Source organism: Shinella sedimenti (assembly GCF_022601905.1).
GTDB classification, from domain to species: domain Bacteria; phylum Pseudomonadota; class Alphaproteobacteria; order Rhizobiales; family Rhizobiaceae; genus Shinella; species Shinella sedimenti.
On sequence record NZ_JAKVIN010000002.1, the window covers coordinates 185,290 to 210,250 of the forward strand.

Here is a 24,961-nt window from a genome sequence, read left to right on the forward strand (position 1 = left end):
TGCTCTATCGGGCCGCCGAACGCACGTCGCGCACGCCAAAATCCCATTCGGGCGCCGTGACCGGGTTGAAGTCGCTGCCGGGGAACACGGCGAAGGTAGAGAAATCCTGGGTTTCTCCCGGTAGCACACGCAGCAGAACGAGCGCGTCGTCGCGGCCCACTTCCCGGCAGGTCCCGCCGGGGCAATCCGACAGAATCACGTCGAGCCGGAAGGACTGCATGGGGCTTGCACCCTTGTTGGCGATGCGGCCGGTGACACGGTAGCTCGTTTTCGTCTGGGCCATCGTCGCCTGCATGTCGGAGAGCTCGACCGTATCGGCGAGGATGACCGACGTTGCCACGTTGCCGGAAACCGGCTCGCCCTTCGGAATGCGGTCTTCCCGCAGCCAGATCAGCAGAGCCGAGACCAGCCCGATGGCAACCACGATGGTCAGTGCGGGTTCGACCCAGCTTTGGAAGCGCCGGAAGCGCAGTGCGAGATAGAGAATTGTCGCCGCTGCGACCGCAAATGCCCAGATCATTCAAGTCCTCCTGGACCTGATATAGCCTCTGGCATCCCGTCCCGAAAGGGCGCGCGTGGTCAATTCGACTTGAGGTCGATCCAGTAGGCGCCGACGAAGGGTACGGCGGCGAAGCGCGCATTGATCTCCTTCAGGGTCTCGTCGGGATCGATGCCGGCAAAGACATCCGGCCGTAATCGCTGCGCGAAGAATTCGGCGGCGACGATGTTCAGCGGCACGGCGTTGAAAAAGTTCCACAGCGCATGCACCCGCCCTTCGCGCACGGCGCGCAGGTTCGCGAGATGCGGCGCTTCCACGAGGCGGGCGAGCGTTTCGCGCGCCCGGTCCGGATCGACGCCCGGGCCGACCGTCAGCGATGTATAGGCACCATCGGGCAGGGCCGTTGCGATATAGACATCGGGATCGGCACCAATGACCAACTCCGCGCTCACCGTGCCGCCCTGGCGCGGCAGGTCGGCGGCGATGTTGCGGCTGCCGGTGATGGCGAGGAATTCGCCCAGGCCGCCGGTGCCGAAGGCAAAGCAGCATTTGTCCGGGTTCGGCAACCCGTCCATGAAGACGGTGGGGCCGGGTTCGGGATGTGCCGCGGCCAGGTCGCGAATGCGCTTCACCCGTGCTTCGTAAAAGTCGGCGAAGGCGTTGGCCTGTTCCTCACGGTTCAGCACGCGGCCGAGAAAGCGCATGTTGCGCGCGGTGTTCTCCAGCGCATTGCTGTTGAAATCCACCACGATGACAGGGACGCCGGCCTGTTCGAGAAAACCGATCGCCTGCCGGCCCGCATCGGTGTCGGCCTGCCAGTTGGCGAGAATGGCAAGGTCGGCGTTCAGCGACAGCAGCGCCTCGAAGGAAACCGATATGCCGTCGCCGATAACAGGCACCTTCTCGATGGCGGGAAATTTCTCCCTGAATTGCGCATAGAGCCCCGACTTTTCGCCCTTCATGTCGCCGGCCCAACCGGCCAGCAGGCTGACGGGATCTGGATGGATAAGCGACAGCGCCACAAGATCGAGCCCGGTGCCGAGCAGGATCGCCTTCGGTGCGGCGGGGATTGTGACCTCGCGGCCGAAGGAATCCGTCACGGTCAGCGGATACTGCACCTCGGCGCGTGCGGGCAGAACGGCGAACAGGAGGAAGGCCAGAAGGGCAAGGGCGCGTTTCGTCATTGTTTTCTCAGTTCCGGCAGGGCGCAGAGTTCGCCGCACGCCGGAATGCCCGGCAGCATGTAGCGCAGGCAGCAGACCTTGCGGCGGCAGTGGATCGCTTCCGCTTCCACATCATGGCGCAGGCAGCCGTGAAAGGGATTGCGGTTTCCGTTGGCAAGGTGCGGGCAATGGAACAACGGACGGGAGGGCCAATGGTCATCGCCCTCGGGCTGCGACCGGTCCGTCGTGTTGAACGCGTAGTCGAGGTAGACGGCGGCATTGGTCCACGCGAGCCGGGTGGCGATACCGGTCTTTTCCTTCAGCGCGTTTACGACCGGGGCCAGATGCGTCTCCACCAACGGCGCCACCACATCGAGCAGATCGCCGTCCTCGCTCCATTCGCCTTCGTCCGGCAGTCCGAAGGCGCGCGGCAGGCCGTCGTCCGAAAGCGCGATGGTCATGGTGTCGATGGAAACAGGCAGCCGGGTTTCCGCCCGGCGCGCCACCACATAGGGAATGTTGAGCGCAGAGAAATAGTAGAGCGACCAGTAGGAAGCGACCGCGCGGCGGTCCGCGCCCGGGTGGTGCGCCGCATAACGCTCGAGCGTATCGCGCAGCCCGTCCCCGCTCAGCAAGTCACGAAGCGGTATCGCGCCCTCGAGTTCTGACGACAACATCATCTTCTCTCCGCACCAGGCGTGCTCGCCGGCGAAGATCGCCTTGAGACCGGGTGCGAACGCACCGGCACCCTGCATCGTTTCGGCCGATGTCATGCCGCCTCTCCGGCAGCGGAACGCGGGTGTCTTTCAGCGCGGCATGGATTGGAGTGGGGCATAAGGACGACAGGCGATCACGGGTTAAAGGTGATCGCTTTTATCATCTTTATTGCCGCCGTCACACCCCGGAGCGCGGAAAATCGCGCTCCGGGATCGCGGGGTCCATCAGACAACAGCACTACCGGCCATCAGCGCCAGCACGATGAAGATCAGGAAGATTACGATGGCGATGGCGAAGAGGACCTTCGAGATCGTCGCCGTTGCCGACGATACGCCCGAAAAGCCGAGGAAGCCGGTGATCAGCGAGATGACGAGAAAAATCAGAGCCCATTTCAGCATGGAAGTACCTCCTGTCAGGTCTCGCAAAGACGCGCCAGAGGCAAAAAGGTTCCACCCGGTTATACCCCTCTGGCCGGCCAGAGGGGGGTGATCAAGCCCGACCACCCTCAACGAACTCACCCGTGATTGATCATCACATGGCGCACGGCGGTGTAGTCTTCCAGCGCGTAGATGGACATGTCCTTGCCGTAGCCCGACTGCTTGACACCGCCATGCGGCATCTCGTTGGTCAGCATGAAGTGTGTGTTGATCCAGGTGCAGCCATACTGCAGGCGCGACGCCGCGGTCATCGCCTTGCCGATATCCTTCGTCCAGACGGAGGAGGCGAGGCCGTAATCGCTGTCGTTCGCCCAGGTGATCGCCTGGTCCGCATCGGAAAAGCGGGTGACGGAGACGACGGGGCCGAACACTTCCCGGCGGACGATCTCGTCCTCCTGCGTGGCGCCGGCCACCACTGTCGGCTGGAAGAAGAAGCCGTCATCACTGCCGGCATGGCCGCCGGTGGTGATCTCGATATGCTTCACGTCGGAGGCGCGCTCCACGAAGCTCGCAACGCGGTCGCGCTGGCGGCGCGAGATCAGCGGGCCGATCTCGTTCAGCGTGTCGTCGGGATCGTTGTACTTGATGGTCGAGACGGCGGCGGAAAGATCGGCGACGAGCTTCTCGTAGATGCCGTCCTGCGCATAGACGCGGCAGGCCGCCGTGCAGTCCTGCCCGGCATTGTAGTAGCCGAAGGCGCGCACGCCGGCGACGACCGCCTCCAGATCGGCATCGTCGAACACGACGACCGGGGCCTTGCCGCCGAGCTCCAGATGGGTGCGCTTCACGGTCTTGGCGGCGGCGGTCAGCACCTTCTTGCCGGTGGCGATGTCCCCGGTGATCGAGACCATGTTGATCTTCGGATGGTTGATCAGCGTGTTGCCGACCGTCTCGCCGCGGCCGAGCACGATGTTGACCACGCCTTCCGGCAGGATGTCTGCGAGCAGCTTCGCCATTTTCAGCGCCGTCAGCGGCGTCTGTTCGGAGGGCTTGAAGACGACGGTGTTACCACCGGCGATGGCGGGCGCGAGCTTCCAGGCCATCATCATCAGCGGGTAGTTCCACGGCGCGATCGAGCCAACGATGCCGACCGGATCGCGGCGGACCATGGAGGTGAAGCCGGGCAGATATTCGGCGGCGACCGGCGCATGCAGCGAGCGGATCGCACCGGCGAAGAAGCGCCAGCAATCGACGATGGCGGGCAGTTCGTCATTGCGGGCGGCGTTGATCGGCTTGCCACAGTTCAAGGCCTCAAGCGCGGCAAAGGCGTCGGCATCCTTCTCGATGGCGTCGGCGATCTTCAGGAGATAGGCGGAGCGCTCGCCCGGCGTGGTCTTCGCCCAGGAGACGAAGGCGTTCTCGGCGGCGTCGACGGCGGCATCGATCTGCGCGTGGGAGGCCTCCGGCAGGTCGACGATCCTGGCGCCGGTCTTGGGGTTCAGAATGTGTTCTTCCGCCTCGGTGCCGGCTTCGAAACGTGCGCCGATCAGCATCTGGGTGTCCATGATGTTCTCCCTTGTCGTTTGGTTCATTTGCCGCCGCCGGCGACCTGATCGCCGTCGCGGGTGAGGTAGTAGGCGCCGAGGATCGGCAGGAAGGTGACGATGACGACGACCATGGCGACGACGTTGGTCACCGGGCGCTGGCGCGGCCGCACCAGTTCCTCGAGCATCCAGATCGGCAGGGTCGATTGCTGGCCGGCGGTGAAGGTCGTCACGATCACCTCGTCGAAGGACAGCGCGAAGGCGAGCATGCCGCCGGCCAGAAGTGCGGTGCCTATATTCGGCAGGATGATGTAGCGGAAGGTCTGGAAGCTGTCGGCGCCGAGGTCCATCGAGGCCTCGATCAGCGAGCCCGAGACGCGCCGGAAGCGGGCCACCGCGTTGTTGTAGACGACCACGACGCAGAAGGTCGCGTGGCCGAGCACGATGGTCCAGAAGGAGAAAGGGATTTCCGCAAAGGAAAAGGCAGAGCGCAGCGCGATGCCGGTGATGATGCCCGGCAGCGCGATGGGCAGGATCACGAGCAGCGAGATCGTTTCGCGGCCGAAGAATTTCGTGCGGGAAACGGCGGCCGCGCAGAGCGTGCCGAGCACCAGTGCGATGGCCGTCGAGATCGTGGCGACGCGCACGGAAAGCCCGAGCGCCTCCCACACATCCGGCCGGTTCCAGGTGACAGCGAACCACTTGAGCGTCAGCCCCGGCGGCGGGAACTGGTAGCTCTTCTCCTCCGTCGTGAAGGCGTAGAGGAAGATCAGCAGGATCGGCAGGTGCAGGAAGGCGAGCCCCGCGCCTGCGGCGATCTTCAGGCCGAGGGGGGCGGCGGTGTTTCTGTCAGAGCGCATCGAAGGCTCCCTGTCGCTTGGCCATCCACAGATAGAGGCCCATGATGACGATCGGCACGACGGAGAAGGCGGCGGCCAGCGGGATGTTGCCGGCCGTGCCCTGCTGGGCGTAGACCGCCTGGCCGATGAAGAGCCGCGACGAGCCGATGATCTGCGGGATGATGTAGTCGCCGAGGGTGAGCGAGAAGGTGAAGATCGAGCCCGCGATGATGCCGGGCAGGGCGAGCGGAAACAGCACGAAGCGGAAGGTCTGCGCCGGGTTGCCGCCAAGATCGGCCGAGGCCTCGATCAGGTTGCCCGGCACGCGCTCCAGCGCCGCCTGGATTGGCAGGATCATGAACGGCATCCAGACATAGATGAAGACGATGAAGGTGCCGGTATAGCTGATCGACAGCGAGGACCCGCCGACCACGGGCAGCGCCAGCCAGGCATCGAGCAGCCACAGGAGGTGCAGCTTGGCGAGGAACCAGGTGAGGATGCCCTCCTTGGCGAGGATCAGCTTCCAGGCATAGATCTTGACGAGGTAGCTCGACCACAGCGGCAGCATCACGCCGAGATAGAAGATGACCTTCCATTTTCCCCTGGCATAACGTGCCGCGTAGTAGGCGATGGGGAAGGCGATGACCGCCGAGGCGAGGGTCACCATCACGGCCATGACGACGGTGCGCAGGATGATGTCGAAATTCGATGGGATGAGCAGTTGCCTGTAGGTGGCAAGCGTGAACTCGTAGTTGATCAGCCCGGAAAAGTCGTCGATCGAGAAGAAGCTTTGCAGCAGCAGCGCGATCAGCGAGCCGAGATAGATGATGCCGAGCCACAGAAGCGGCGGCGTCAGCATCAGGAGCAGCAGTATCCCGGGTTTGCGCCAGAAGAGGTCGGAGAGCCGGCCGGAAAGGCCGCCGCGGCGTGCGAGGATGGAGGTGTCGGTGGCGATGCTCATCACGCGCCATCCATCGTGTGCAGGTCTTCCGGCAGGAAAGAGAGGGTGACGGTCTCGCCCTGCGCGGGAACCGCGACGGCGCCGGGCAGCATGGCGGCGATGCGGGTGCCGTTGGCGTCCACCGTCACGCGGTTGGCGGCGCCGAGGAAGCTTGCGGCGGTCACGCGGCCGGAGACATGCTTGCGGCCGGGGCCGTCGCCGAGCGCGATGGCTTCGGGGCGCAGGCTTGCATGGTGCCGGCCGAAGCCCAGTGTCTCGACGAATTCCGGCGGCAGCACGTTGGACGAGCCGACGAAATCGGCGACGAAGCGCGTCGCCGGCCGTTTGTAGACCTCTTCCGGCGTGCCGAGCTGCTGGATCCGGCCGTCGTTGAACACGGCGATGCGGTCCGCCATGGAAAGCGCCTCGCCCTGATCGTGCGTGACGAAGACGAAGGTGATGCCGAGCGATTTCTGCAGAGCCTTCAGCTCCTCCTGCATCTGCTCGCGCAGCTTGAGATCGAGTGCGCCGAGCGGTTCGTCGAGGAGAAGCACGCGCGGCCGGTTGACGAGTGCGCGGGCAAGCGCCACGCGCTGGCGCTGGCCACCGGAGAGCTGGCCGGGGCGGCGCGTGCCGTAGCCGGGCAGCTTGACCATGGCGAGCGCGTCCTCCGCCGCCTTCAGCCGCTCGGCCTTGGGCACGCCCTTGACCATCAGGCCATAGGCGACATTCTCGAGGATCGAGAGATGCGGGAAGAGGGCATAGTCCTGGAACACCGTGTTGACGTTGCGCCGGTAGGGCGGCACGCCCTCCGCCGTCTCGCCGAAAATCTCGATATGCCCCGCCGTCGGCTGCTCGAAGCCGGCCATCAGGCGCAGGCAGGTCGTCTTGCCGGAGCCGGACGGCCCGAGCATCGCGAAGAATTCACCCTCGGCGATGGCGAGATCCACGCTGTCGACGGCGCGCACGGCGCCGAAATGGCGGGACACTTGCTGGAACAGAACGGCGGTCATGGGGGCTCCCGGTGGTTTTGAGCGATGGGCGAAACGTCCATCGCCTGGAGATCATGGGCAGCAAAAAGGCGCAGCTATCCAATCTCCGCCCTTATGGGAGAGATGCCCGGCAGGGCTGAGGGGGTATCATGCGCCGCCCGGTCAGATGTCGCCGCTTCGCGGCCACCCCCTCTGTCAACTTCGGTGACATCTCCCCCACAAGGGGGAGATCAAGAGGGGTATGCCGCAGCGCTTCCTATCGCCCACCGATCACGCCGATATAGTCGGATACCCAGCGGTGGTAGGGCACGCATTCGCCCTGGCTTTCGCACTTGGAGACGGGCGTGCGCCAGAAGGCGATCTTGTCGAAGTTGTCGAAGCCGTTGGTCGAGCAGCCTTCGTCGGTGAGCAGCGCATTGCCCTTGCAGGCCGCCGGAACCGACGGCACGGCGCCGAACCAGGCTGCGGCGTCACCCTGCACCTTGGCGGAAAGTGAGTGTTCCATCCACATATAGGCGCAGTTCGGATGCTGGCTTTCGGCATGCAGCATGGTCGTGTCCGACCAGCCGGTGACACCCTCTTCCGGGAAGGTCGAGGCGATCGGCTGCTTTTCGGCCTTCATCAGGTTGACCTGGAAGGGCCAGGAACCCGAGGCGACGACACCTTCGTTCTTGAAGTCGTCGATCTGGATCATGGCGTCGTGCCAGTAGCGGCCGACCAGCGTGCGCTGCACGCGCAGAAGGTCGAGCGCCGCCTTGTACTGGTCCTCGTTCAGCTCGTAGGGATCCTTGATGCCGAGTTCCGGCTTGTGCGCCATCAGGTATTGTGCGGCGTCGGCGATGTGGATCGGGCCGTCATAGGCCTGAACGCGGCCCTTGTTGGACTTGCCGTCCGGCAGCGTCATTTCCTCGAAAACAACCTTCCAGCTCTTCGGCGCCTCGCCCTTGAAAGCGTCGGTGTTGTACATCAGCACGTTCGGGCCCCAGAGATAGGGGGTGCCGTAGTGCACGCCGTTCACCGTGTGCCACGGCGCGCTTTGCAGGCGCTCGTCGACGGTCTTCCAGCTCGGGATGAGATCGGTGTTGATCGGCTGCACGCGCTTGCCGGCCACGAGGCGGAGCGACGCGTCGCCCGAGGCGGTGACGAGGTCGAAGCCGCCCTCATTCATCAGGGCGACCATTTCGTCCGAGGTGGCGGCGGTCTTCACCGTCACCTTGCAGCTCGTCTTCTTCTCGAACTCGGTGACCCAGTCATAGGCCTTGTCCGTCTCGCCGCGCTCGATATAGCCGGCCCAGGCAACGATCGAGACTTCGCCTTCGCCTGGTCCCAGCTCCTTTAAAGGCTCCTGGGCGATGGCGGATGTGACGAAGGCGAGCGAAAGGGTAAGCGCCGTGCAGGAATGCAGAAGTCGCGTCATGACAGTCTCCCGGTTTGATCCGCTTTCAGCGGTATTGTTCCCGGCGAAAAAGGTGCCGTGCTTTCGCCGCTTTCGCAAATTCATTAATCAGAATGTCGGTATCGGAAATTCCGAAAGCGGAGATTTTTCGTGCGGCCGGCGCAGCCGATGGCGCTCGTACAGTCTACGGCCGCGCCGCATGCGACATGGCTGCCGCAGCACGATCCGAGGACATACCCCCAGCGCATGCCCTGATTTCGCAGCAAAATTCGGCGTCGTTCTCCCCGCTCGCATCATCCATGCCTACAATTCCCCATCCCGCCCTCGGATACACCGCAAGGCGTTGCGGCGAGGCGGGGTCGGCGCGGGGCGTGAGGGGATGACGCGAAACCTCATGCACCGGGCTCGCGGAAAATGGTCTCCCTCCGGCGACACGGGGGAAATGGCGGGATGTCGGACCGATCCTGCCGTTTCAGCCCCGAACGGCGCGTCGGGCGTGCCTGTGCGGCACACAAGGGGGCGGAACTGGCGGATGCGTCGGCATCGTCCGCCGGGATGGAAACAGGCCGGGCGGTGGCAACACCTTCCGCCGTATCGCCAAGGCGTGCGCTACGGATGTCAAACGGCCATGCCCTTCCCGGAAACCGGCGGTCAACATCCTCCAGTCCCGCTTTTGCAGAGAGACCGGAGTCGCGGGTAAAAACCGCTGAACGGGGCGCCGGAAGGTGTCACCTATTTACTTTCAGTCGAGGCAGCTTCCGGCGCCCCGTCCGACATCTTTCGACACCCGGTGCGCCCGCACGCGGGTCCGTCACCGCATGCCTTGAAGGCCGCTATCGTCCGCGCCCGCTTCTGAGCGCTTCGGCCAGCCCGACGAAGTCGCGCGCGGCCTGCGGCATGCCGGAGCCCTTGCGCCAGACCATGCCGATCTGCACAACGGGCAGGGCGCCGGAGACGTCGCGGCTTTCGATGCGGTCGCCTTCCAGCGACCAGGGGCGGTAGACGAGGTCGGGCAGCAGCGCGATGCCGGCACCCGTCGCCACCAGGCTGCGCACCGCCTCCACCGAGCGCGTGCGGAAGGCGACATGCGGGCGCGCGCCGAGCGCCGACAGCAGCTTGCCGGTGTTTTCCTCGATTTCATCTACCGTCAGCATGATCAACGGTTCCTTGGAAATATCGCTGACGGAGATGATGTCTGCCGAAACGAGCGGATGGCCGATCGGCAGCCACAGGCGATAAGGCGAGGTCTCGATGATCTCGGCCTGCAAGGCCATACGGTCGCGCAGGTTGGAGATGACCATGACCGCCACGTCCAGCTCACCGCCCACCAGCAGGTGTTCGAGATAGGAGCCGTTATCCTCGATCGCGCTCACCTCGATGCCGGGAAAGGCGCGGCGGTAGCGCGACAAGAGGTCGGAGAGCACGTAGCCGGCGACGAGCGAGGTCACGCCGAGATTGAGCTTGCCCCGCTCGGGCGTGCGGTTGTCGGAGAAGGAGCGGCGGGCATCCGACACGTCGGCAAGGATCTTCGTGGCGTGGCGCAGGAACTGGTGGCCGTTATGCGTCGTGGTCAGCCCGCGCGGATGACGGTCGAAAAGCTCCACGCCGAGGTCCGATTCGAGCTCCTTGATCGCCTCGGTGATCGACGATTGCGAGATCGACAGGTTCTGCGCGGCGCGCGTCACCGAGCCCTGTTCCGCGACGGCGACGAAATACTGCAATTGCCGGAAGGTGAAAGCCATGGCGGCCAGTTAATATGGCCGGCATCGGCGGCGCAAGGCGCATCGCCATCGTACCCGGTGCATTCCCCTGCACCATTTCCTGCGGTAAGCTTTGCAAGGGACCGCGACAGGAGAGACCATGCCGCCCTTCGAGACATTGCTAGCCTTCTTCCTGACCACGGCGGTCTTCGCCTATGTGCCGGGCCCGGCCATGCTCTATGCGACGGCGCAGACCATCGCGCGCGGCCGCTGGTCGGGGCTTATGGCGAGCCTTGGCATTCATCTTGGCGGCTATGCGCATGTCATCGCCGCCGCGGCCGGCCTTTCCGCTCTCTTTCATGCGGTGCCATCGCTCTATCTGGCGGTCAAGCTTCTCGGCGCTGTCTATCTCATCTGGCTCGGCATCCGAATGTTCCGCGCGCGGCTGGAGGCGCAGCCGGAGGTTTCGACTAAGAACATCCGCAGGAGCGGCTGGCGCGCCTTTGCCGAAAGCGTCTCGGTCGAGGTGCTCAATCCCAAGACCGCACTGTTCTTCCTGGCCTTCCTGCCGCAGTTCGTCGATCCCTCGGCCGCGCTGCCGGTTTGGATGCAGCTTTTCATCCTCGGCACCGTCGTCAATCTGATGTTCACCTCCGCCGATGTGGTCTGCGTTCTGCTGGCCGGCGCGCTCGCCAAGCGGCTGAAGGGCTCGGCGCGGGTGCAGAAGGGGCTGCAGCGGGCGGGTGGAACGATCCTCGTCGGGCTCGGGCTGAACCTTGCCCTGCAGAAAAGCTGAGCGGGGCGCCGACATGAGCGAACGTCCCATGCCGAGCGAGGAGGGTATCCTCGCTTTCCACAAACGCTGCGAGGACTTCTATCCGGCCGATGCCGTGGATGCGGATATCATTCAGCAGCGCGCCTGGTACGATGCGCTTTGCGCCGCCTTCGACGTGCCCGCGCCCGCGGGCATGGTCAAGCAGGATGGCATGGTCGCCGATCGCATTCCCGTCCGCCGCTATCGGCCGGCCGGGGTCACGACCGATACGCGACTGTTCTACATCCATGGCGGCGGCTTCGTCGTGGGTTCGCTCGACAGCCACGATGCGATCTGCGCGGAAATCTCCGAAGCGGCGGGAGCGGAACTTGTCGCCATCGACTACCGTCTTTCGCCCGAGCATGTCTGGCCCGCCGCCTTCGAGGATTGCTGGGCGGTGCTCGTCGATCTGCTTTTGAAGCCTGTGAGCGTCGTCGTCATCGGCGACAGCGCGGGCGGCAATCTGGCGGCCGGCATCGTCATGAAGGCGCGCGACGAGGGGCTGAAGGGCATTGTCGGGCAGGCGCTGGTCTATCCAGGCCTCGGTGGCGATCTCGTCTCCGGCTCCTATGTCGAAATGGGCGAGGCACCGGGGCTGACGACGGCCGATGTCGCCTATTATAGGGATATCTACAAGGCGCCCGATGCCGCGCCCCACGCTTTCCCCCTGCAGGCGCAGGACCTTTCCGGCCTGCCGGCGACCTTCATCACCGGTGCCCATTTCGATCCGCTGCGCGACGATGCGCGCGCCTATGCGGCGCGTCTCGCGCTGGCCGGCGTGGCTGTGGAGTTTCGCGAGGAAAAGCAGATGATCCATGCCTGGCTGCGTGCCCGCTTCATGAGCGAGGGCGCGAAGGCCGGCTTTGCGGCCCTGTGCGATGCCGTGCGCCGGATGGCCCGGCCGTGAGCGGCGTCACCGATCTTGCTGCGCTGATCGACACGATGGAGCCGGTTCTGGTGGAGGGGCGTTTCGTCTATGCCTGCGTGCCGGCCGGCGAACTTGCCGACCATCTGACGCGCGCGCCGCTCGGCATGTTCAGCGAGGCGGAGGGCGTAACGCTGATCCTACCGGCGGAGGCTGCCGGTGATCTCGCCGCCAGCCCGCCCATGCGCATGATCACGCTTACCGTGTATTCCTCGCTCGAGGCCGTCGGCCTCACGGCGGCCTTCGCCACGGCGCTGACGGCCGAGGGCATCAGCGCGAATGTGGTTGCCGGCTTTCATCACGACCATATATTCGTGCCCGAGCGGCAGGCCGAACAGGCGCTTGCGGCGCTGCGGGCCCTGTCCCGCGGGGCGCGTGAAAAGGGAGAAGCAGGATGATGCTATTGCGGTTTGCCGGTCTCGGCATGGTTTTCGGACTTTCGGCGCTCGCCGGGCCATCCTTTGCCAAGGACGCGGCGCCCATTCCATCCTGCGCCATGTCGGGCTCCAAGAGCGTATTCATCGGTGGCGCGCCGGCTCTAAGGTTGTCGGATGTGGTGAACTGCCCGCCGGAACTTTACGAGATCGTGCCCAGCATCATGATCGAGGGGCAGCCCATGGTGAAATTCCGCTCGGGCGCCGGCGAAAAGGGTAACTGCACCGCGCGTGGCGAAGAGACGGTGATGGCCGAAGGCGAACAGACCAGCCGCCTCGGCGACGTATCCTGCTCGCAGAATTGAGGGACATCAGGCCTCGGCGCTCCTGAAAGGAAACGGGCGGCCGAAGACCGCCCGCTTTGATCAGTTCCCGGCGCTCTCCATGCGCCGTGTCGCCAGCACCTTTTCCAGCCAGCCGATCTCCATTTCGGGGACGGATTTCAGGAGAAGGTCGGTGTAGTCGTCGAAGGGCGGTGCCAGCACCTTCGATTTCGGGCCGAAGCGCACGAGCTTGCCCCGGTGCATGACGGCCACGCTGTCGGCGATCGCGCGAACGATGGCGATGTCGTGGGTGATGAACATGTAGGAGACATGCGTTTCGTCCTGAAGCTTCAGGAGCAGTTTCAGGATGCCCTCGGCCACCAGCGGGTCGAGCGCCGAGGTCGGCTCGTCGCACAGGATGAGTTCCGGCTGCGCGGCAAGTGCGCGGGCGATGGCGACGCGCTGCTTCTGGCCGCCGGACAGTTCGGCCGGGTAGCGGTCGGCGAAGCGGCCGCCCATTTCGATCTGCTCCAGCAGTTCTTTCACCCGCTCCGTCTTCTTCGCGCCGCGCAGGCCGTAGTAGAAGGTGAGGGGGCGGCCTATGATGTCGCGCACCGTCTGGCGCGGATTCATCGCCGTATCGGCCATCTGGTAGATCATCTGGATGCGGCGCAGCTGGTCGTTCGTGCGGCCTTTCAACGACTTGGGCAGCACAGTGCCCTCGAAGCTGATCGTGCCGTCCTGCGGCGGCAGGAGGCCGGTGATGACACGGGCCAGCGTGGATTTGCCCGAACCGGACTCACCCACCACCGCCAGCGTCTGCCCCTTCGGCAGGTGCAGCGAAACGTTCTGCAACACCTTGAAGCCGTTGGAATAGCCGGCTGTGATGTTCTCGACCTTCAGCAGCGTATCCGTCTGGTCGGGCGCCTCGTCGCGGGCGGTGCCGCGCACGTTGACGAGCGCGCGGGTATACTCTTCCTTCGGCGCCTCGATGATGTCCTTCACCGAGCCGTATTCCACCATCTTGCCGTGCCGGAGCACCAGGATGTCGTCCGTGATCTGGGCGACGACGGCAAGGTCATGGGTGATGTAGAGGGCCGCGGTGTTGGTCTCCTCGATGGCATGCTTGATGGCGGCGAGCACATCGATCTGCGTCGTGACGTCCAGCGCGGTGGTTGGCTCGTCGAAGACGATGAGTTCCGGGTTGGGGCAGAGCGCCATGGCGGTCATGGCGCGCTGCAGCTGACCGCCGGAGACCTGGTGCGGATACCGCTGGCCGAAGGTTTCCGGGTTCGGCAGGCCAAGGACCTTGAACAGGTAGAGCGCGCGTTTTTCCGCCTCTGCACGGTTCATGATGCCGTGTTTCAGCGAGGCCTCGATGACCTGTTCGCCGAGCCGGTGTGCGGGGTTGAAGGCGGCTGCGGCGGATTGCGCGACGTAGCAGACCTTGGCGCCGCGCACCTTGCGGATGCCCGACGGCGAGAGCTTGAGGAGGTCTTCGCCGTTAAGCTTGACCTCGCCTCCGGTGATACGCACGCCGCCGCGTCCATAGGCGAGCGCGGTAAGCCCGATGGTCGACTTACCTGCACCGGATTCGCCGATCAGGCCGAGAACCTTGCCCTTCTCGACATCGAAGTTAATCCCCTCGACGAGCGTCACGGTCCGTGGTGCTTCACCCGGCGGGTAGCTGGTGGCCTCGATCTTGAGGTTTCTGACGGAAAGAAGATCAGGCATCGCCACGCCCTCCCTTGAGGCTGGAGGTTCGTTTCATCAGCCAGTCGACGACGAGATTGACGCAGATGGCCAATCCCGCAATAGCCCCGCCCGGAATGAGGGCGGCGGAAATGCCGAAGATGATGCCGTCCTTGTTGTCCTTGACCATGCCGCCCCAGTCCGCCGCCGGCGGCTGGATGCCGAGGCCGAGGAAGGAGAGGGTGGACAGGAACAGGATCGAGAAGGCGAAGCGCAGGCCGAACTCAGCAAGCAGCGGCGACAGCGTGTTGGGCAGGATTTCCTTGAAGATGATCCAGCCGGTGCCTTCACCGCGCAGCCGCGCGGCCTCGACGAATTCCATGACCGCGACATCGAGCGCCACGGCTCGGCCGATGCGGTAGACGCGGGTCGAGTCCAGGATCGCCATCACGAGGATGAGGATCCAGAGCTGCTGCGGCAGCACGGCCAGCACGACGAGGGCGAAGATGAGTGTGGGGATCGCCATCATCAGGTCGTTGAAACGCGAGAAGATCTGGTCGATGAACCCGCCCGTTACAGCTGCGATGAACGACAGCAGCATGCCGAGCGAGAAGGACAGAACGGTCGCCGCCAGCGCCACGAAGATGGTGGTGCGGGCGCCGAAGATCAGACGCGAGAACAGGTCGCGCCCGAGATTGTCGGTTCCGAGCAGATACTGGCCGCCCATCGGCTCCCAGACGGAACCGACGATCTGGCTTTCGCTGTAGGGCGCGATGAGGGGGGCGAAGATGGCGCAGAACAGGGCGAGCACGATGCCCAGGATGCCGATCCATGCGCTGACGGGAATGGAGCTTAGTCTCATCGCGGATGCCTCAATCTGGGGTTCGCGATGATGGCGAGGATATCGGCGAACATGTTGAGGAAAATGTAGAAGGCGGCGAAGATCAGGCCGCAGGCCTGCACGACAGGCATGTCACGCACCGTCACGGCGTCGACCATATACTGGCCCATGCCGGGATAGACGAACACCACTTCCACCACGACGACGCCGACCACGAGATAGGCGAGGTTAAGCGCTATGACGTTGATGACGGGTGCCACGGCATTGGGCGCGGCATGCTTGGCGATGATGCGCAGGCTGGACAGGCCCTTCAGTTCCGCCGTCTCGACATAGGCTGACGACATCACGTTGAGGATCGCCGCGCGTGTCATGCGCATCATGTGGGCAAGTACGACGAGGACGAGCGTCGCCGTGGGCAGGGCGATGGCCGACAGCCGCTGGCCGAAGGTCATGGATTCATAGACCGTCGCAGGGAAGGTTGCGACACCCATCTGCACGGCGAAGAACAGGATCAGCAGGTATCCGACGAAGAATTCCGGCAGCGATATCGCCGCCAGCGAGACGACGTTGATGATCTTGTCGGGCAGCCGGTTTCGGTATTGCACCGCCAGCATGCCAAGCCCGACGGCGAGCGGCACCGATATGATGGCTGCGAAGAAGGCGAGGAACAGGGAATTGCCGAGGCGCTTGCCGATCTGCTCGCTTACGGAGTTTCGCGAGGCCCAGGAGGTGCCGAAATCGCCCTGCAGCGCGCCGCCAAGCCACTGGAAGTAGCGGGTGGTGGCGGACTGGTCGAGACCGAGTTCCTTGCGGATGTTCTCCACCGCCTGCGGCGTGGCGGATTGGCCGAGATAGGTCGTGGCGAAGTCGCCGGGCAAGGCTTCCACGCCCCCGAAGATCATCAGGGACACGGCGAAGAGCAAGGCAACGCTGAGCGCGAGGCGTTGCGTGATCAGCGCCGCGAGCGGGCTGCTCTTGGCGAATTTCGCCCAGACGGAAGGCTTGGCTTCGACAAAAGGGGTTCCTGGGGACGCAACCGACCCGGCAGCGCCGGCAGACTGCGGGCTATCGCCCGCAGCCGCCGTTGCTGTCAGTTCCGGACCGTGCGCCGGTCCGCCGCCGGTCATCAGGCTTCGAGCCACACGCGGGTGGCGACATAGCCGTTCGACATGTCGTTGCCGATGTCGTGCACGTAGCCCTTCACGCTCTTGCTGGACGCGTTCACGAAGTCGTTGAACATCGGCAGGATCAGGCCGCCTTCGTCACGCACCATCATGGCCATGGTGCGGTACATGTCCTTGCGCTTGGCCTCGTCGAGTTCCGAACGTGCCTCGAGCAGCAGCTTGTCGAAGTCTTCGCGCTGGAAGCGCGTGTCGTTCCAGTCGGCCGTCGAGAGATAGGCGGTGGAGTACATCTGGTCCTGGGTCGGACGGCCGCCCCAGTAGGAGGTGGAGAAGGGCTGGACGTTCCAGACGTTCGACCAGTAGCCGTCGCCCGGCTCGCGCTTCACCTCGATATCAATGCCGGCCTTCTTGGCGCTCTCCTGATAGAGGACCGCCGCATCGACGGCGCCGGGGAAGGCGACGTCGGAGGTGCGTAGCAGGACGGAACCGCTGTGGCCCGACTTCTTGTAGTGGAAGGCGGCCTTGTCCGGATCGTATTTGCGCTGCTCGATGCCTTCGGGGAACAGGGCGTAGGTCTCGTTGATCGGGAAGTCGTTGCCAACCTTACCGTAACCGCCGAGCACCTTCTCCAGCATGGTCTCGCGATCCATCGCATACTTGAGAGCCATGCGCAGGTCGTTGTTGTCGAACGGCGCCGTGTTGCAATGCATGATGAACACGTAGTGGCCGCGGCCGGAGGTGGAGAGGATATCCACGGTCGGGGCGCGCTTCAGGAGGTCCACGGTCTTCGGGCTGACGCGGTTGATGTAGTGGACCTGGCCGGAGGACAGTGCGGCGATACGGGCGGTGGCGTCGTTCATCGCGATCATTTCGATCGTGTCGACATAGCCACGGTCCTGGCGCCAGTCATCCTTGTTGCGCTCGAAGGTGGCGCGCACGCCCGCCTCGAAGTTCACGACCTTGTAGGGGCCGGTACCGATCATGGCGTTCGGATCGTCCAGGCCGCCATTCGGCTGGATGATGAGGTGGTAGTCGGTCAAAAGCAGCGGCAGGTCGGCATTGCCTTCCGACAGCACGAGCACGAGCTTGTCGCCGTCGGCCTTGATTTCCTTGATCGACTTCATGACGCCGAGCGCGCCCGACTCCGATTTCTCATCGGTGTGGCGCTGCAGGGTCTTGATGACGTCGTCAACGGTCAGTTCCTTACCGTCATGGAACTTCACGCCCTTGCGGATGATAAAGGTCCAGGTGGCGGCGTCGGCGGACGGCTCCCAGGATTCGGCAAGTGCCGGAACGGGCTGGCCGGTCAGCGGCTCGGATTCGACGAGCATGTCGCCCCAGTTGCGGCCGACGACGAACATGAACTGCGACAGCGCCTTGGCGGGATCCTTCGAGTCGGTGGCGGCTGCGCCTTCCAGGCCGAGCTTCAGGTTGCCGCCGCGCTTGGGCTCCTGCGCGCGGGCTGCGGTGTCGAACATGGTGCCGGCGGCGGCGAGCGTGATGCCGAAGGCAGCTGTGCGGCCCAGGAACTCGCGGCGGTTCATCTTGCCGAGCGAGACCTGGCTCGTGAGGTATTTGGTGTAATCAGTCATTCCCCTGTTCCCTTTGCTGTGCTCTTGCGGGCGAGCATTTGTCGTTGTGATTGGCAGAATTTCTGTTTTTGGCTTTTAAATCAACCGTGCAGGCCGGTTTTTATCCCGGTGCGGGCGCATTCAGCGGTTTCGCGAAAACCTGATGTCTTTACCGCGAAGCGGATCCTCCTTTTGCGAATTTCGATGCCTGATGCATGGTGGGCATGAAAAATTTCTTAATTCTTTTCAAATGTTTATGCTTTTCGCAGTGGCTGGCCCGCATTGGGGCCGGCCACTGATTTTCTCATCGTCCCTTCCAGACGGGGTCGCGCTTTTCGGAAAAGGCGCGTGCGCCCTCAAGCTGGTCCTCGCTGGAGTAGAGAATATCGACTGTGCGGAACTGCCGTTTGGTGATCCTGTTCATCGTCGTCTGGAAGGTTTCACCCTCCGCGGCGCGCACCACTTCCTTGATGGCGGCGTAGACGAGCGGCGGACCGCTTTCGAGTAGGCGGGCGAGCTCCCAGGCCCGGTCCATCAGCTTGTCGGCGGGAAGGACCTCGTTGACGAAACCCCATCGGTGGGCCTCCTGCACATCGAGCCAGCGGCCCGTCAGGAGCATGTCCATCGCGATGTGATAGGGGATGCGCTTGGGCAGCTTGATCGAGGCCGCATCGGCCACCGTTCCCGAGCGGATTTCCGGCAGCGCGAAGGTGGCGTGCTCGGCGGCGAGGATCAAATCTGTGGAAAGCGCAATTTCGAGGCCGCCGCCGCAGCATATCCCGTTCACGGCGCAGATGATCGGCTTGTTGAGGTCGCGCAGTTCCTGCATGCCGCCGAATCCGCCGATGCCGTAATCGCCATCGACCGCGTCGCCCGCGGCCGCCGCCTTCAAATCCCATCCCGGACAGAAGAATTTCTCCCCCGCACCGGTGATGATGGCGACGCGCAGGCTGTCGTCGTCGCGGAAATTCGCGAAGATTTCGCCCATGATGCGGCTGGTCACAAGGTCGATTGCGTTCGCTTTGGGGCGATCGATGGTTACTTCAAGGATGCCGCCTTCGCGGCGTTGCAGGATCGGTCCGGTCATGGGTTCTCCCTCAGACGGATCAGTGCGTCGGCTGCAACGACACCGTCGCCAGCAGGCAGCACCATTATAGGATTAACGTCCAGTTCTTCGATTATTGAAGCGTTTGAAACGACATAGGATGCCGCTGATGCGACGGCGGCCACAAGGGCGTCGAAATCCCCCTTCGGGCCGCCGCGATAGCCATCGAGAAGCCTTGCAACCCTGAGGCGGGCGATGGCTTCTCGGATCGCCTTTTCATCGGTTGGCAGGGTCAGGATGGCCGAATCCTCGAGCAGCTCGACGAGGATGCCGCCGGCGCCGATGGTAAGAACCGGTCCGGCGACGGGATCGCGCATGGCGCCGACGATGAGTTCGGCGATGGGCTTGCCGACCATCTTTTCCACGAGGAAACCGGAGGCGACGCCGGCCATGCTCTCAGCAGCCTGCATGACGGCCTCGCGGCTTTGCAGGTTGAGCTTCACCGCGCCGGCTTCGGTCTTATGGGCCACGCCGAGCCCCTTGAGCACGACGGGGAAGCCGAGCGTTTCGGCTGCGTCGGCGGCGGCTTGCGGCGTTTGGGCGGTCAGGCCCTTCGGCACGGTCAGGCCATGGGCGGCGAGCGCCCGCTTGGCCTCGTGTTCGGTGAGCGTGACGGCTTCGCCTTCACCGGCGGCACTCTTGAGGAGCGGGGCCGATTGTGGCCGGGCCCAGGCCTCGCCGATGCCGGCGGCTGCGTCGGCGGCGGCAAGCGCCTCCTCGATACCGTAGAAGGGAACGACACCGTTCTGCATCAGCATTTCGGCGGTCGCCTCCGGCATGTTTTCACCCATGGAGGCGACGATGCCGGCATTGGCCCCGGTCGCCTTCGACGCATCGATGACGGCGTGGCAGGTGGTGGTCCAGTCCTCAGCATCGCAGCGGTCGAGGCGGGGGAAATCGAGCACGATGAGGTTCAGGGCGTAGCCGCCCTGCATCATGGTGGTGAAGGCCGCCGTCTGCTTCTCGCGGTTGCCCCAGACGAAGGTGTGGTAATCGAGCGGATTGGAGATCGTCACCATCTGGCCGAGCGTCTCGCGCAGCGGCTGGCGCTGGAAGTCCTTGAGCGCACGGTAGTTCACCTTGCGCTTTACCCCGGCATCCGCCATCAGCGAGGCCTCGCCGCCCGAGCAGGACATTGAGGAGATGTCATGGCTGGGCAAGGGGCCGGCGATGTGCAGCAGTTTCAACGTTTCCAGCAATTCCGGCAGCGTTTCCACGCGGCCGATGCCGAGGCGGGCCAGCAGGGCGGAGGAGACGGCGTCGTTGCCGGCCAGCGATGCCGTGTGTGAGACCGTCGCGAGCTGCGCCTGCTCCGATTTGCCGACCTTCAGCGTCACTACCGGCTTCTTTAGTTCACGCGAACGAAGCGCCAGCCGTTCCAGCGATTCGAGACTGTCGAAGCCTTCGATATGCAGGCCCACGGCGGTGACGCGGGGGTCTTCCAGCACGGCGCAGGCGAGGTCGGCGAGGCCAGTCTGTGCCTGGTTGCCGGCCGTCAGGATATAGGCGAGCGGCAGGCCGCGTTGCTGCATGGAGATGTTGCAGGCGATGTTGGACGACTGCGTGAGGACGGCCACGCCCTTGTCGATGCGCAGCATGCCGTGCTGGTCGGGCCAGAGCAGGGCGCCGTCGAGCATGTTGATGAAGCCGTAGCAGTTCGGCCCGAGGATCGGCATGTCGCCGGCGGCCTCCACCAGGGCCGTCTGCAGGTCGTCGCCATCGGCGAGTTCGCTGACGGCCTCGCGGAAACCCGAGGCGTAGCACACGGCGCCGCCGGCGCCGCGTGCGGCGAGGTCACGGATGATGCCGATGGTCAGCTCGCGGTTGACGCCGACGAAGGAGGCATCCGGCGCGCCGGGCAGCTCCGCCACCGACCGGTAGCATTTGCGGCCGAGGATTTCGTCCTCGCGCGGATGCACCGGCCAGATCTCGCCGGAAAAGCCCATCTTGTCGCACTGGAAGATGACCCGCCGCGCCTCCTTGCCGCCGAAAACGGCGATGGATTTGGGCCGGATCAGACGGTCGAGGGAACGGGTCATCTATGACTACGCTCCCAGTGGCCGCAGCAAGTCGCGGCTGATGATGTGGCGCTGGATTTCCGATGTGCCGTCCCAGATACGTTCCACGCGGGCATCGCGCCAGAAGCGGGCGAGCGGCAGGTCGTCCATCAGGCCCATGCCGCCAAAGATCTGGATCGCCTCGTCGGTGACGCGCGCGAGCATTTCCGTGGCATAGACCTTGGCCGAGGCGATTTCGCGGTTCGACGGCAGGCCCTGATCGAGCCGCCAGGCGGCCGAGAGCGTCAGCAGGTCGGCGGCATCGATTTCGGTGATCATGTCGGCCAGCTTGAAGGACACACCCTGGTTCGCACCGATCGGCTTGCCGAACTGTTTGCGCTCGGCGGCGTAGTTGAGCGCGTAGTCGAAGGCGCGGCGGGCGCGGCCGACGGATGTCGCGGCGACCGTCAGGCGCGTCGCATAGAGCCAGTCGTTAGCGATGTCGAAGCCCTTGTGCACCTCGCCCAGGATCTGGGAGGAGGGCAGGCGGCATTCGTCGAAATTCAGGATGCAGTTCTTGTAGCCGCGGTGCGAGACCGAGTTGTAGCCCTCGCGGATTTCGAAGCCGGGCGTGCCGCGATCGACGAGGAAGCAGGTGATGAGCTTCTTCTTGCCGCGCGGCGTGTCCTCTTCGCCCGTCGCGATGAAGACGATGACGAAATCGGCGATATTGGCGTGGCTGATGAAGTGCTTGGTGCCGTTGACGACCCAGTCGTCGCCGTCCTTGCGGGCAAAGCATTTCATGCCGCGCACGTCTGAGCCGGCATCGGGCTCGGTCATGGCGAGCGCGTCGAACTTCTCGCCGCTGACGGCCGGCAACAGGTATTTTTCACGCTGCTCGCCTTCGCAGGCCATCAGGATGCCCGAAGGACGGCCGAAAAAGACGGTGAGCGCCATGGAGCCGCGGCCAAGCTCACGCTCGACCAGCGTGAAGGACGTATGGTCGAGGCCGGCGCCGCCCACCTCTTCGGGGAAGTTGCAGCCGAAGAAGCCGATGTCCTTGCACTTGCGCGCGATCTCCTGGCCGAGCTCCGGCGGCACGTGGCCCGTGCGCTCGACCTCGTTTTCATGCGGATAGATTTCCGTTTCGACAAACAGGCGAACCGTGTCCACGATCATCTGCTGTTCGTCGGTAAGTGCGAAGTTCATTGCATTGTTCTCCCAGTATTCTCTTTACTGGAGGTGCGTTTGGTCACCCCCCTCCGGCCTGCCGGCCATCTCCCCCACAAGGGGGGAGATTGAATTGTGGCACTGCCTTGTCCAGGCCGAGGTCCCTTTTTGGAGGAGATGGCCGGAGGGCAGAGGGGTAAGGTCTCGCGCCTTACGTTCGCTTCTGCCCCACGCTCCTGCCGGCACCTTCCGGCATCGGGAGCGTCGCATGGGCTTCGGCGATCGGCTTGATCTTCGCGAGCACTTCCGCCGGTGCCTCGACGCTCTTGCCGGCCTTCGAGTCGACATGGACCATCATCTGCTCGGCGGTGGCGATGACGTCGCCCGTCGCCGCGTCATGGATGCGGGTGAAGAAGTGCAGGCGCTTGGCGTCGGACGACAGAAGCTGGAGCGTCGTGTAGAGCGCCTGGCCGAGCTTGCCTTCGCCGAGATGGCGGATGTGGGTTTCCACCGTGTAATAGCTGTGGCCGGCCTCCACGTAATCGAAATCGACACCGATAAGGCGCAGCAGCGCATCCGAGGTGTCGCCGAACAGCTGAAGATAGCGGTGTTCGGTCATGTGGCCGTTGTAATCGACCCAGGCGGCGTTGACCTTGGTATCGAGCAGGCGCAGCGGTTCGGCAGCAGAGACCTCGACCTTCGCCTTGCCGGCCTTGGCCCACAGGTGCGCCTCGAAATCGGCGAGCAGCTTGCCGGAGCCCCAACCCTTGCCGTCATCGCCGGCCTTCAGCGCGTGCATGATGCCGACGAGGTTCTGATCGCGGATGCGCTCCAGCTCGCGGATGCCGCGTGCGCCGGACTGGGCGTCCGACTGGTCGGCGATCTTCGCGACCAGTTCATCGTTCAGGTCGACCACATCGGTGAGCTTCGTCCACGGCCAGGACAGGCAGGGACCGAACTGCGCGAGGAAGTGGCGCATGCCCGCCTCGCCGCCGGCGATGCGGTAGGTCTCGAACATGCCCATCTGCGCCCATCGCATGCCGAACGAATAGCGGATCACGTCATCGAGCGTCTCGGTATCGCAGATATCGTCCTTGATGAGCCAGAGGCCTTCGCGCCAGACGGCTTCCAGAAGACGATCGCCGACAAAGGCCTCGATCTCCTTGTTGATGATGACGCCCTTCATGCCGATGGGCGCGAGCTTGGCCTTGGCGTCTTCCAGCACCGCGCGCGACGTCTTCTGGCCGCCGACGAGTTCGGCAAGCGGCAGGAGATAGACGGGGTTGTATGGATGCGCCACGAACAGACGCTCGGGATGCTTCATGTCGCGCTGCAGGTCGGTCGGCATGAGGCCCGAGGTGGAGGAGCCGATCAGCGCCTTGGGGTCGGCGGCGGCATCGATCTGGTTCAGCACGCCGCGCTTCAGTTCGAGGCGCTCGGGCACGCTTTCCTGAATCCAGTCAGCGCCTTCGACGGCTTCCTCAATGCTCTTGGCGAAGGTGACCTTTCCCTTCGGCGGCAGCGGCGCCATGGTGAGCATGCCATAGGCACGCTCGGCATTGGCCATGACTTCGCCGATGATGCGCTCGGCTTCCGGGTGCGGATCGAAAATCTTCACATCGATGCCGGCCAGCGCGAAACGCGCGACCCAGGCCCCGCCGATGACGCCGCCGCCGATGCAGGCTGCCTTGTGGATGGTGCTCATGCTGTCGTTCCCTTGTATTTTGTGGTCGGTTGCCTGCGCCCGCGTGCTTTCACACATGGAGCGGCCGCCCCCTCATCCGCCTGCCAGCACCTTCTCCCCGGCAGGGAGAAGGGAAGGATGCCCGCCTTGCCACATTCTCCTTCTCCCCCACGGGAGAAGGTGCCCGAAGGGCGGATGAGGGCGCGGCGCTGCCGTTCCCGTCAACCGCGCGGCGCGCGCTTCGTCAGTTTCAGCTTCTCGCGCACTTCGGCCGGGCCGATGACGCGGGCGCCCATGCTTTCGATGATGTTGACGGCCTTGTCGACGAGCTGCGCATTGGTGGCGAGCTGGCCCTTGGCGACGTAGAGGTTGTCTTCCAGGCCGACGCGGACATTGCCGCCGGCAAGCACGGCCGCGGCCGGATAGGCCATGGCGTTGCGGCCGATGGAGAAGGCCGAGAAGGTCCAGTTGGACGGCACGTTGTTGACCATCGCCATGAAGGTGTTGAGATCGTCAGGCGCGCCCCACGGAATGCCCATGCACAGCTGGATGAGGACCGGATCCTCGATGACGCCTTCTTCGACGAGCTGCTTGGCGAACCAGAGATGGCCGGTATCGAAGGCTTCGATTTCGGGGCGCACGCCGAGATCGGTCATCATCTTGCCCATGGCGCGCAGCATCGACGGCGTGTTGGTCATCACATAGTCGCCGAGCGAGAAGTTCATGGTGCCGCAATCGAGCGTGCAGATTTCCGGCAGGCATTCGGCAACGTGGGACACGCGCTCGGTGGCGCCCACCATGTCGGTGCCGACAGGGTTCAGCGGCAGCGGCTGTTCGGTGCCGCCGAAGATCATGTCGCCGCCCATGCCGGCGGTGAGGTTGAGCACCACGTCGACTTCGGCGTCACGGATGCGCTCGGTGACTTCGCGATAGAGATCGTTGCGGCGGCTGGGCGCGCCGGTCTCGGGGTCGCGCACATGGCAGTGCACGACGGCGGCACCCGCCTTGGCGGCGTCGATCGCGGATTCGGCGATCTGCTTGGGTGAGCGCGGCACATGCGGCGACTTGCCTGCGGTATCGCCGGAGCCGGTAACAGCGCAGGTAATGAAGACGTCGCGGTTCATCGAAAGAGGCATTCTCGTTCTCCCAGTATTCTCGTTAAGGCCATTACGAG

General features: G+C 64.4%; 23 protein-coding genes. 4 read left to right on the forward strand and 19 right to left on the reverse strand.

Annotated elements, in window-relative coordinates:
- Window positions 1-4: 4 nt before the first annotated feature.
- From MKI86_RS05090 to MKI86_RS05135, 10 genes are all read right to left on the reverse strand, one after another.
- Entirely contained in the window at window positions 5-520 is a 516-nt protein-coding gene (locus MKI86_RS05090) for a hypothetical protein (protein WP_241598232.1), read from the reverse strand.
- A 59-nt stretch (window positions 521-579) separates the two neighbouring features.
- A complete protein-coding gene (locus MKI86_RS05095) occupies window positions 580-1,683 on the reverse strand; it encodes an ABC transporter substrate-binding protein (protein WP_241598234.1) in 1,104 nt (367 codons plus the stop codon).
- Window positions 1,680-2,435 (reverse strand): siderophore-iron reductase FhuF, encoded by a 756-nt coding sequence (fhuF, locus tag MKI86_RS05100; RefSeq protein WP_241598236.1) that lies wholly within the window; start codon window positions 2,433-2,435, stop codon window positions 1,680-1,682. Before fhuF ends, MKI86_RS05095 begins: the two co-directional genes overlap by 4 nt.
- Window positions 2,436-2,603: 168 nt before the next feature.
- A complete protein-coding gene (locus MKI86_RS05105; protein WP_241598238.1) occupies window positions 2,604-2,777 on the reverse strand; it encodes a DUF1328 domain-containing protein in 174 nt (57 codons plus the stop codon).
- Between the two features lie 116 nt (window positions 2,778-2,893).
- A complete protein-coding gene (locus MKI86_RS05110; RefSeq protein WP_241598240.1) occupies window positions 2,894-4,321 on the reverse strand; it encodes a gamma-aminobutyraldehyde dehydrogenase in 1,428 nt (475 codons plus the stop codon).
- A 23-nt stretch (window positions 4,322-4,344) separates the two neighbouring features.
- Window positions 4,345-5,160, reverse strand: coding sequence for an ABC transporter permease (locus tag MKI86_RS05115; protein WP_241598242.1), 816 nt, complete (start codon window positions 5,158-5,160; stop codon window positions 4,345-4,347).
- Window positions 5,150-6,100 carry an ABC transporter permease gene (locus MKI86_RS05120; RefSeq protein WP_241598244.1) on the reverse strand — a complete coding sequence of 317 codons (951 nt, stop codon included), beginning with the start codon at window positions 6,098-6,100 and terminating at the stop codon, window positions 5,150-5,152. The genes MKI86_RS05115 and MKI86_RS05120 overlap by 11 nt, the downstream gene beginning before the upstream one ends.
- Entirely contained in the window at window positions 6,100-7,092 is a 993-nt protein-coding gene (locus tag MKI86_RS05125; protein WP_241598246.1) for an ABC transporter ATP-binding protein, read from the reverse strand. Before MKI86_RS05125 ends, MKI86_RS05120 begins: the two co-directional genes overlap by 1 nt.
- Window positions 7,093-7,327: 235 nt before the next feature.
- A complete protein-coding gene (locus MKI86_RS05130; protein ID WP_241598254.1) occupies window positions 7,328-8,488 on the reverse strand; it encodes an ABC transporter substrate-binding protein in 1,161 nt (386 codons plus the stop codon).
- Window positions 8,489-9,300: 812 nt separating this feature from the next.
- Entirely contained in the window at window positions 9,301-10,209 is a 909-nt protein-coding gene (locus MKI86_RS05135; protein ID WP_241598255.1) for a LysR family transcriptional regulator, read from the reverse strand.
- A 118-nt stretch (window positions 10,210-10,327) separates the two neighbouring features.
- Between MKI86_RS05135 and MKI86_RS05140 the strand changes: the two genes are divergently transcribed.
- The 4 genes from MKI86_RS05140 to MKI86_RS05155 are packed head-to-tail and all read left to right on the forward strand — an operon-like array spanning window position 10,328 to window position 12,645.
- Complete coding sequence (locus tag MKI86_RS05140) at window positions 10,328-10,963, forward strand: LysE family translocator (protein WP_241598256.1); 636 nt, start codon at window positions 10,328-10,330, stop codon at window positions 10,961-10,963.
- 13 nt (window positions 10,964-10,976) lie between these two features.
- Window positions 10,977-11,888, forward strand: a complete 912-nt coding sequence (locus tag MKI86_RS05145) for an alpha/beta hydrolase (protein WP_241598258.1) — start codon at window positions 10,977-10,979, stop codon at window positions 11,886-11,888.
- A complete protein-coding gene (locus MKI86_RS05150; RefSeq protein ID WP_241598261.1) occupies window positions 11,885-12,304 on the forward strand; it encodes an ACT domain-containing protein in 420 nt (139 codons plus the stop codon). Before MKI86_RS05145 ends, MKI86_RS05150 begins: the two co-directional genes overlap by 4 nt.
- Window positions 12,301-12,645 (forward strand): PAAR domain-containing protein, encoded by a 345-nt coding sequence (locus MKI86_RS05155; protein WP_241598264.1) that lies wholly within the window; start codon window positions 12,301-12,303, stop codon window positions 12,643-12,645. The genes MKI86_RS05150 and MKI86_RS05155 overlap by 4 nt, the downstream gene beginning before the upstream one ends.
- Before the next feature lie 60 nt (window positions 12,646-12,705).
- Here MKI86_RS05155 and MKI86_RS05160 read toward each other — a convergent pair whose 3' ends face one another.
- The 9 genes from MKI86_RS05160 to bcoG all read right to left on the reverse strand — a co-directional run bounded on the left by MKI86_RS05160 (window position 12,706) and on the right by bcoG (window position 24,923).
- Window positions 12,706-14,337 (reverse strand): ABC transporter ATP-binding protein, encoded by a 1,632-nt coding sequence (locus MKI86_RS05160; protein WP_241598265.1) that lies wholly within the window; start codon window positions 14,335-14,337, stop codon window positions 12,706-12,708.
- Complete coding sequence (locus MKI86_RS05165; RefSeq protein ID WP_241598266.1) at window positions 14,330-15,157, reverse strand: ABC transporter permease; 828 nt, start codon at window positions 15,155-15,157, stop codon at window positions 14,330-14,332. The genes MKI86_RS05160 and MKI86_RS05165 overlap by 8 nt, the downstream gene beginning before the upstream one ends.
- Window positions 15,154-16,263 (reverse strand): ABC transporter permease, encoded by a 1,110-nt coding sequence (locus MKI86_RS05170; protein WP_241598267.1) that lies wholly within the window; start codon window positions 16,261-16,263, stop codon window positions 15,154-15,156. Before MKI86_RS05170 ends, MKI86_RS05165 begins: the two co-directional genes overlap by 4 nt.
- Window positions 16,263-17,852: an ABC transporter substrate-binding protein gene (locus MKI86_RS05175; protein ID WP_241598269.1), complete on the reverse strand. Its 1,590-nt coding sequence runs from the start codon at window positions 17,850-17,852 to the stop codon at window positions 16,263-16,265. The genes MKI86_RS05170 and MKI86_RS05175 overlap by 1 nt, the downstream gene beginning before the upstream one ends.
- Window positions 17,853-18,135: 283 nt before the next feature.
- Window positions 18,136-18,918 carry a carnitinyl-CoA dehydratase gene (locus MKI86_RS05180; RefSeq protein WP_241598271.1) on the reverse strand — a complete coding sequence of 261 codons (783 nt, stop codon included), beginning with the start codon at window positions 18,916-18,918 and terminating at the stop codon, window positions 18,136-18,138.
- On the reverse strand, window positions 18,915-20,975 hold the full coding sequence (locus MKI86_RS05185) for an acetate--CoA ligase family protein (protein WP_241598279.1): 2,061 nt from the start codon (window positions 20,973-20,975) through the stop codon (window positions 18,915-18,917). Before MKI86_RS05185 ends, MKI86_RS05180 begins: the two co-directional genes overlap by 4 nt.
- Window positions 20,976-20,981: 6 nt before the next feature.
- Window positions 20,982-22,142, reverse strand: a complete 1,161-nt coding sequence (locus MKI86_RS05190; protein WP_241598280.1) for an acyl-CoA dehydrogenase family protein — start codon at window positions 22,140-22,142, stop codon at window positions 20,982-20,984.
- Between the two features lie 172 nt (window positions 22,143-22,314).
- Complete coding sequence (locus tag MKI86_RS05195) at window positions 22,315-23,808, reverse strand: carnitine 3-dehydrogenase (protein WP_241598282.1); 1,494 nt, start codon at window positions 23,806-23,808, stop codon at window positions 22,315-22,317.
- 200 nt (window positions 23,809-24,008) lie between these two features.
- Window positions 24,009-24,923, reverse strand: coding sequence for a 3-dehydrocarnitine:acetyl-CoA trimethylamine transferase BcoG (bcoG, locus tag MKI86_RS05200; protein ID WP_241598285.1), 915 nt, complete (start codon window positions 24,921-24,923; stop codon window positions 24,009-24,011).
- Between the last annotated feature and the right edge of the window lie 38 nt (window positions 24,924-24,961).

What these genes read in the sequence shown, in the direction of transcription:
- MKI86_RS05090 (WP_241598232.1), bottom strand. Translation starts at nt 520, where the DNA reads ATGATCTGGGCATTTGCGGTCGCAGCGGCGACAATTCTCTATCTCGCA.
- MKI86_RS05095 (WP_241598234.1), bottom strand. Translation starts at nt 1,683, where the DNA reads ATGACGAAACGCGCCCTTGCCCTTCTGGCCTTCCTCCTGTTCGCCGTT.
- fhuF (WP_241598236.1), bottom strand. Translation starts at nt 2,435, where the DNA reads ATGACATCGGCCGAAACGATGCAGGGTGCCGGTGCGTTCGCACCCGGT.
- MKI86_RS05105 (WP_241598238.1), bottom strand. Translation starts at nt 2,777, where the DNA reads ATGCTGAAATGGGCTCTGATTTTTCTCGTCATCTCGCTGATCACCGGC.
- MKI86_RS05110 (WP_241598240.1), bottom strand. Translation starts at nt 4,321, where the DNA reads ATGGACACCCAGATGCTGATCGGCGCACGTTTCGAAGCCGGCACCGAG.
- MKI86_RS05115 (WP_241598242.1), bottom strand. Translation starts at nt 5,160, where the DNA reads ATGCGCTCTGACAGAAACACCGCCGCCCCCCTCGGCCTGAAGATCGCC.
- MKI86_RS05120 (WP_241598244.1), bottom strand. Translation starts at nt 6,100, where the DNA reads ATGAGCATCGCCACCGACACCTCCATCCTCGCACGCCGCGGCGGCCTT.
- MKI86_RS05125 (WP_241598246.1), bottom strand. Translation starts at nt 7,092, where the DNA reads ATGACCGCCGTTCTGTTCCAGCAAGTGTCCCGCCATTTCGGCGCCGTG.
- MKI86_RS05130 (WP_241598254.1), bottom strand. Translation starts at nt 8,488, where the DNA reads ATGACGCGACTTCTGCATTCCTGCACGGCGCTTACCCTTTCGCTCGCC.
- MKI86_RS05135 (WP_241598255.1), bottom strand. Translation starts at nt 10,209, where the DNA reads ATGGCTTTCACCTTCCGGCAATTGCAGTATTTCGTCGCCGTCGCGGAA.
- MKI86_RS05140 (WP_241598256.1), top strand. Translation starts at nt 10,328, where the DNA reads ATGCCGCCCTTCGAGACATTGCTAGCCTTCTTCCTGACCACGGCGGTC.
- MKI86_RS05145 (WP_241598258.1), top strand. Translation starts at nt 10,977, where the DNA reads ATGAGCGAACGTCCCATGCCGAGCGAGGAGGGTATCCTCGCTTTCCAC.
- MKI86_RS05155 (WP_241598264.1), top strand. Translation starts at nt 12,301, where the DNA reads ATGATGCTATTGCGGTTTGCCGGTCTCGGCATGGTTTTCGGACTTTCG.
- MKI86_RS05160 (WP_241598265.1), bottom strand. Translation starts at nt 14,337, where the DNA reads ATGCCTGATCTTCTTTCCGTCAGAAACCTCAAGATCGAGGCCACCAGC.
- MKI86_RS05165 (WP_241598266.1), bottom strand. Translation starts at nt 15,157, where the DNA reads ATGAGACTAAGCTCCATTCCCGTCAGCGCATGGATCGGCATCCTGGGC.
- MKI86_RS05170 (WP_241598267.1), bottom strand. Translation starts at nt 16,263, where the DNA reads ATGACCGGCGGCGGACCGGCGCACGGTCCGGAACTGACAGCAACGGCG.
- MKI86_RS05175 (WP_241598269.1), bottom strand. Translation starts at nt 17,852, where the DNA reads ATGACTGATTACACCAAATACCTCACGAGCCAGGTCTCGCTCGGCAAG.
- MKI86_RS05180 (WP_241598271.1), bottom strand. Translation starts at nt 18,918, where the DNA reads ATGACCGGACCGATCCTGCAACGCCGCGAAGGCGGCATCCTTGAAGTA.
- MKI86_RS05185 (WP_241598279.1), bottom strand. Translation starts at nt 20,975, where the DNA reads ATGACCCGTTCCCTCGACCGTCTGATCCGGCCCAAATCCATCGCCGTT.
- MKI86_RS05190 (WP_241598280.1), bottom strand. Translation starts at nt 22,142, where the DNA reads ATGAACTTCGCACTTACCGACGAACAGCAGATGATCGTGGACACGGTT.
- MKI86_RS05195 (WP_241598282.1), bottom strand. Translation starts at nt 23,808, where the DNA reads ATGAGCACCATCCACAAGGCAGCCTGCATCGGCGGCGGCGTCATCGGC.
- bcoG (WP_241598285.1), bottom strand. Translation starts at nt 24,923, where the DNA reads ATGCCTCTTTCGATGAACCGCGACGTCTTCATTACCTGCGCTGTTACC.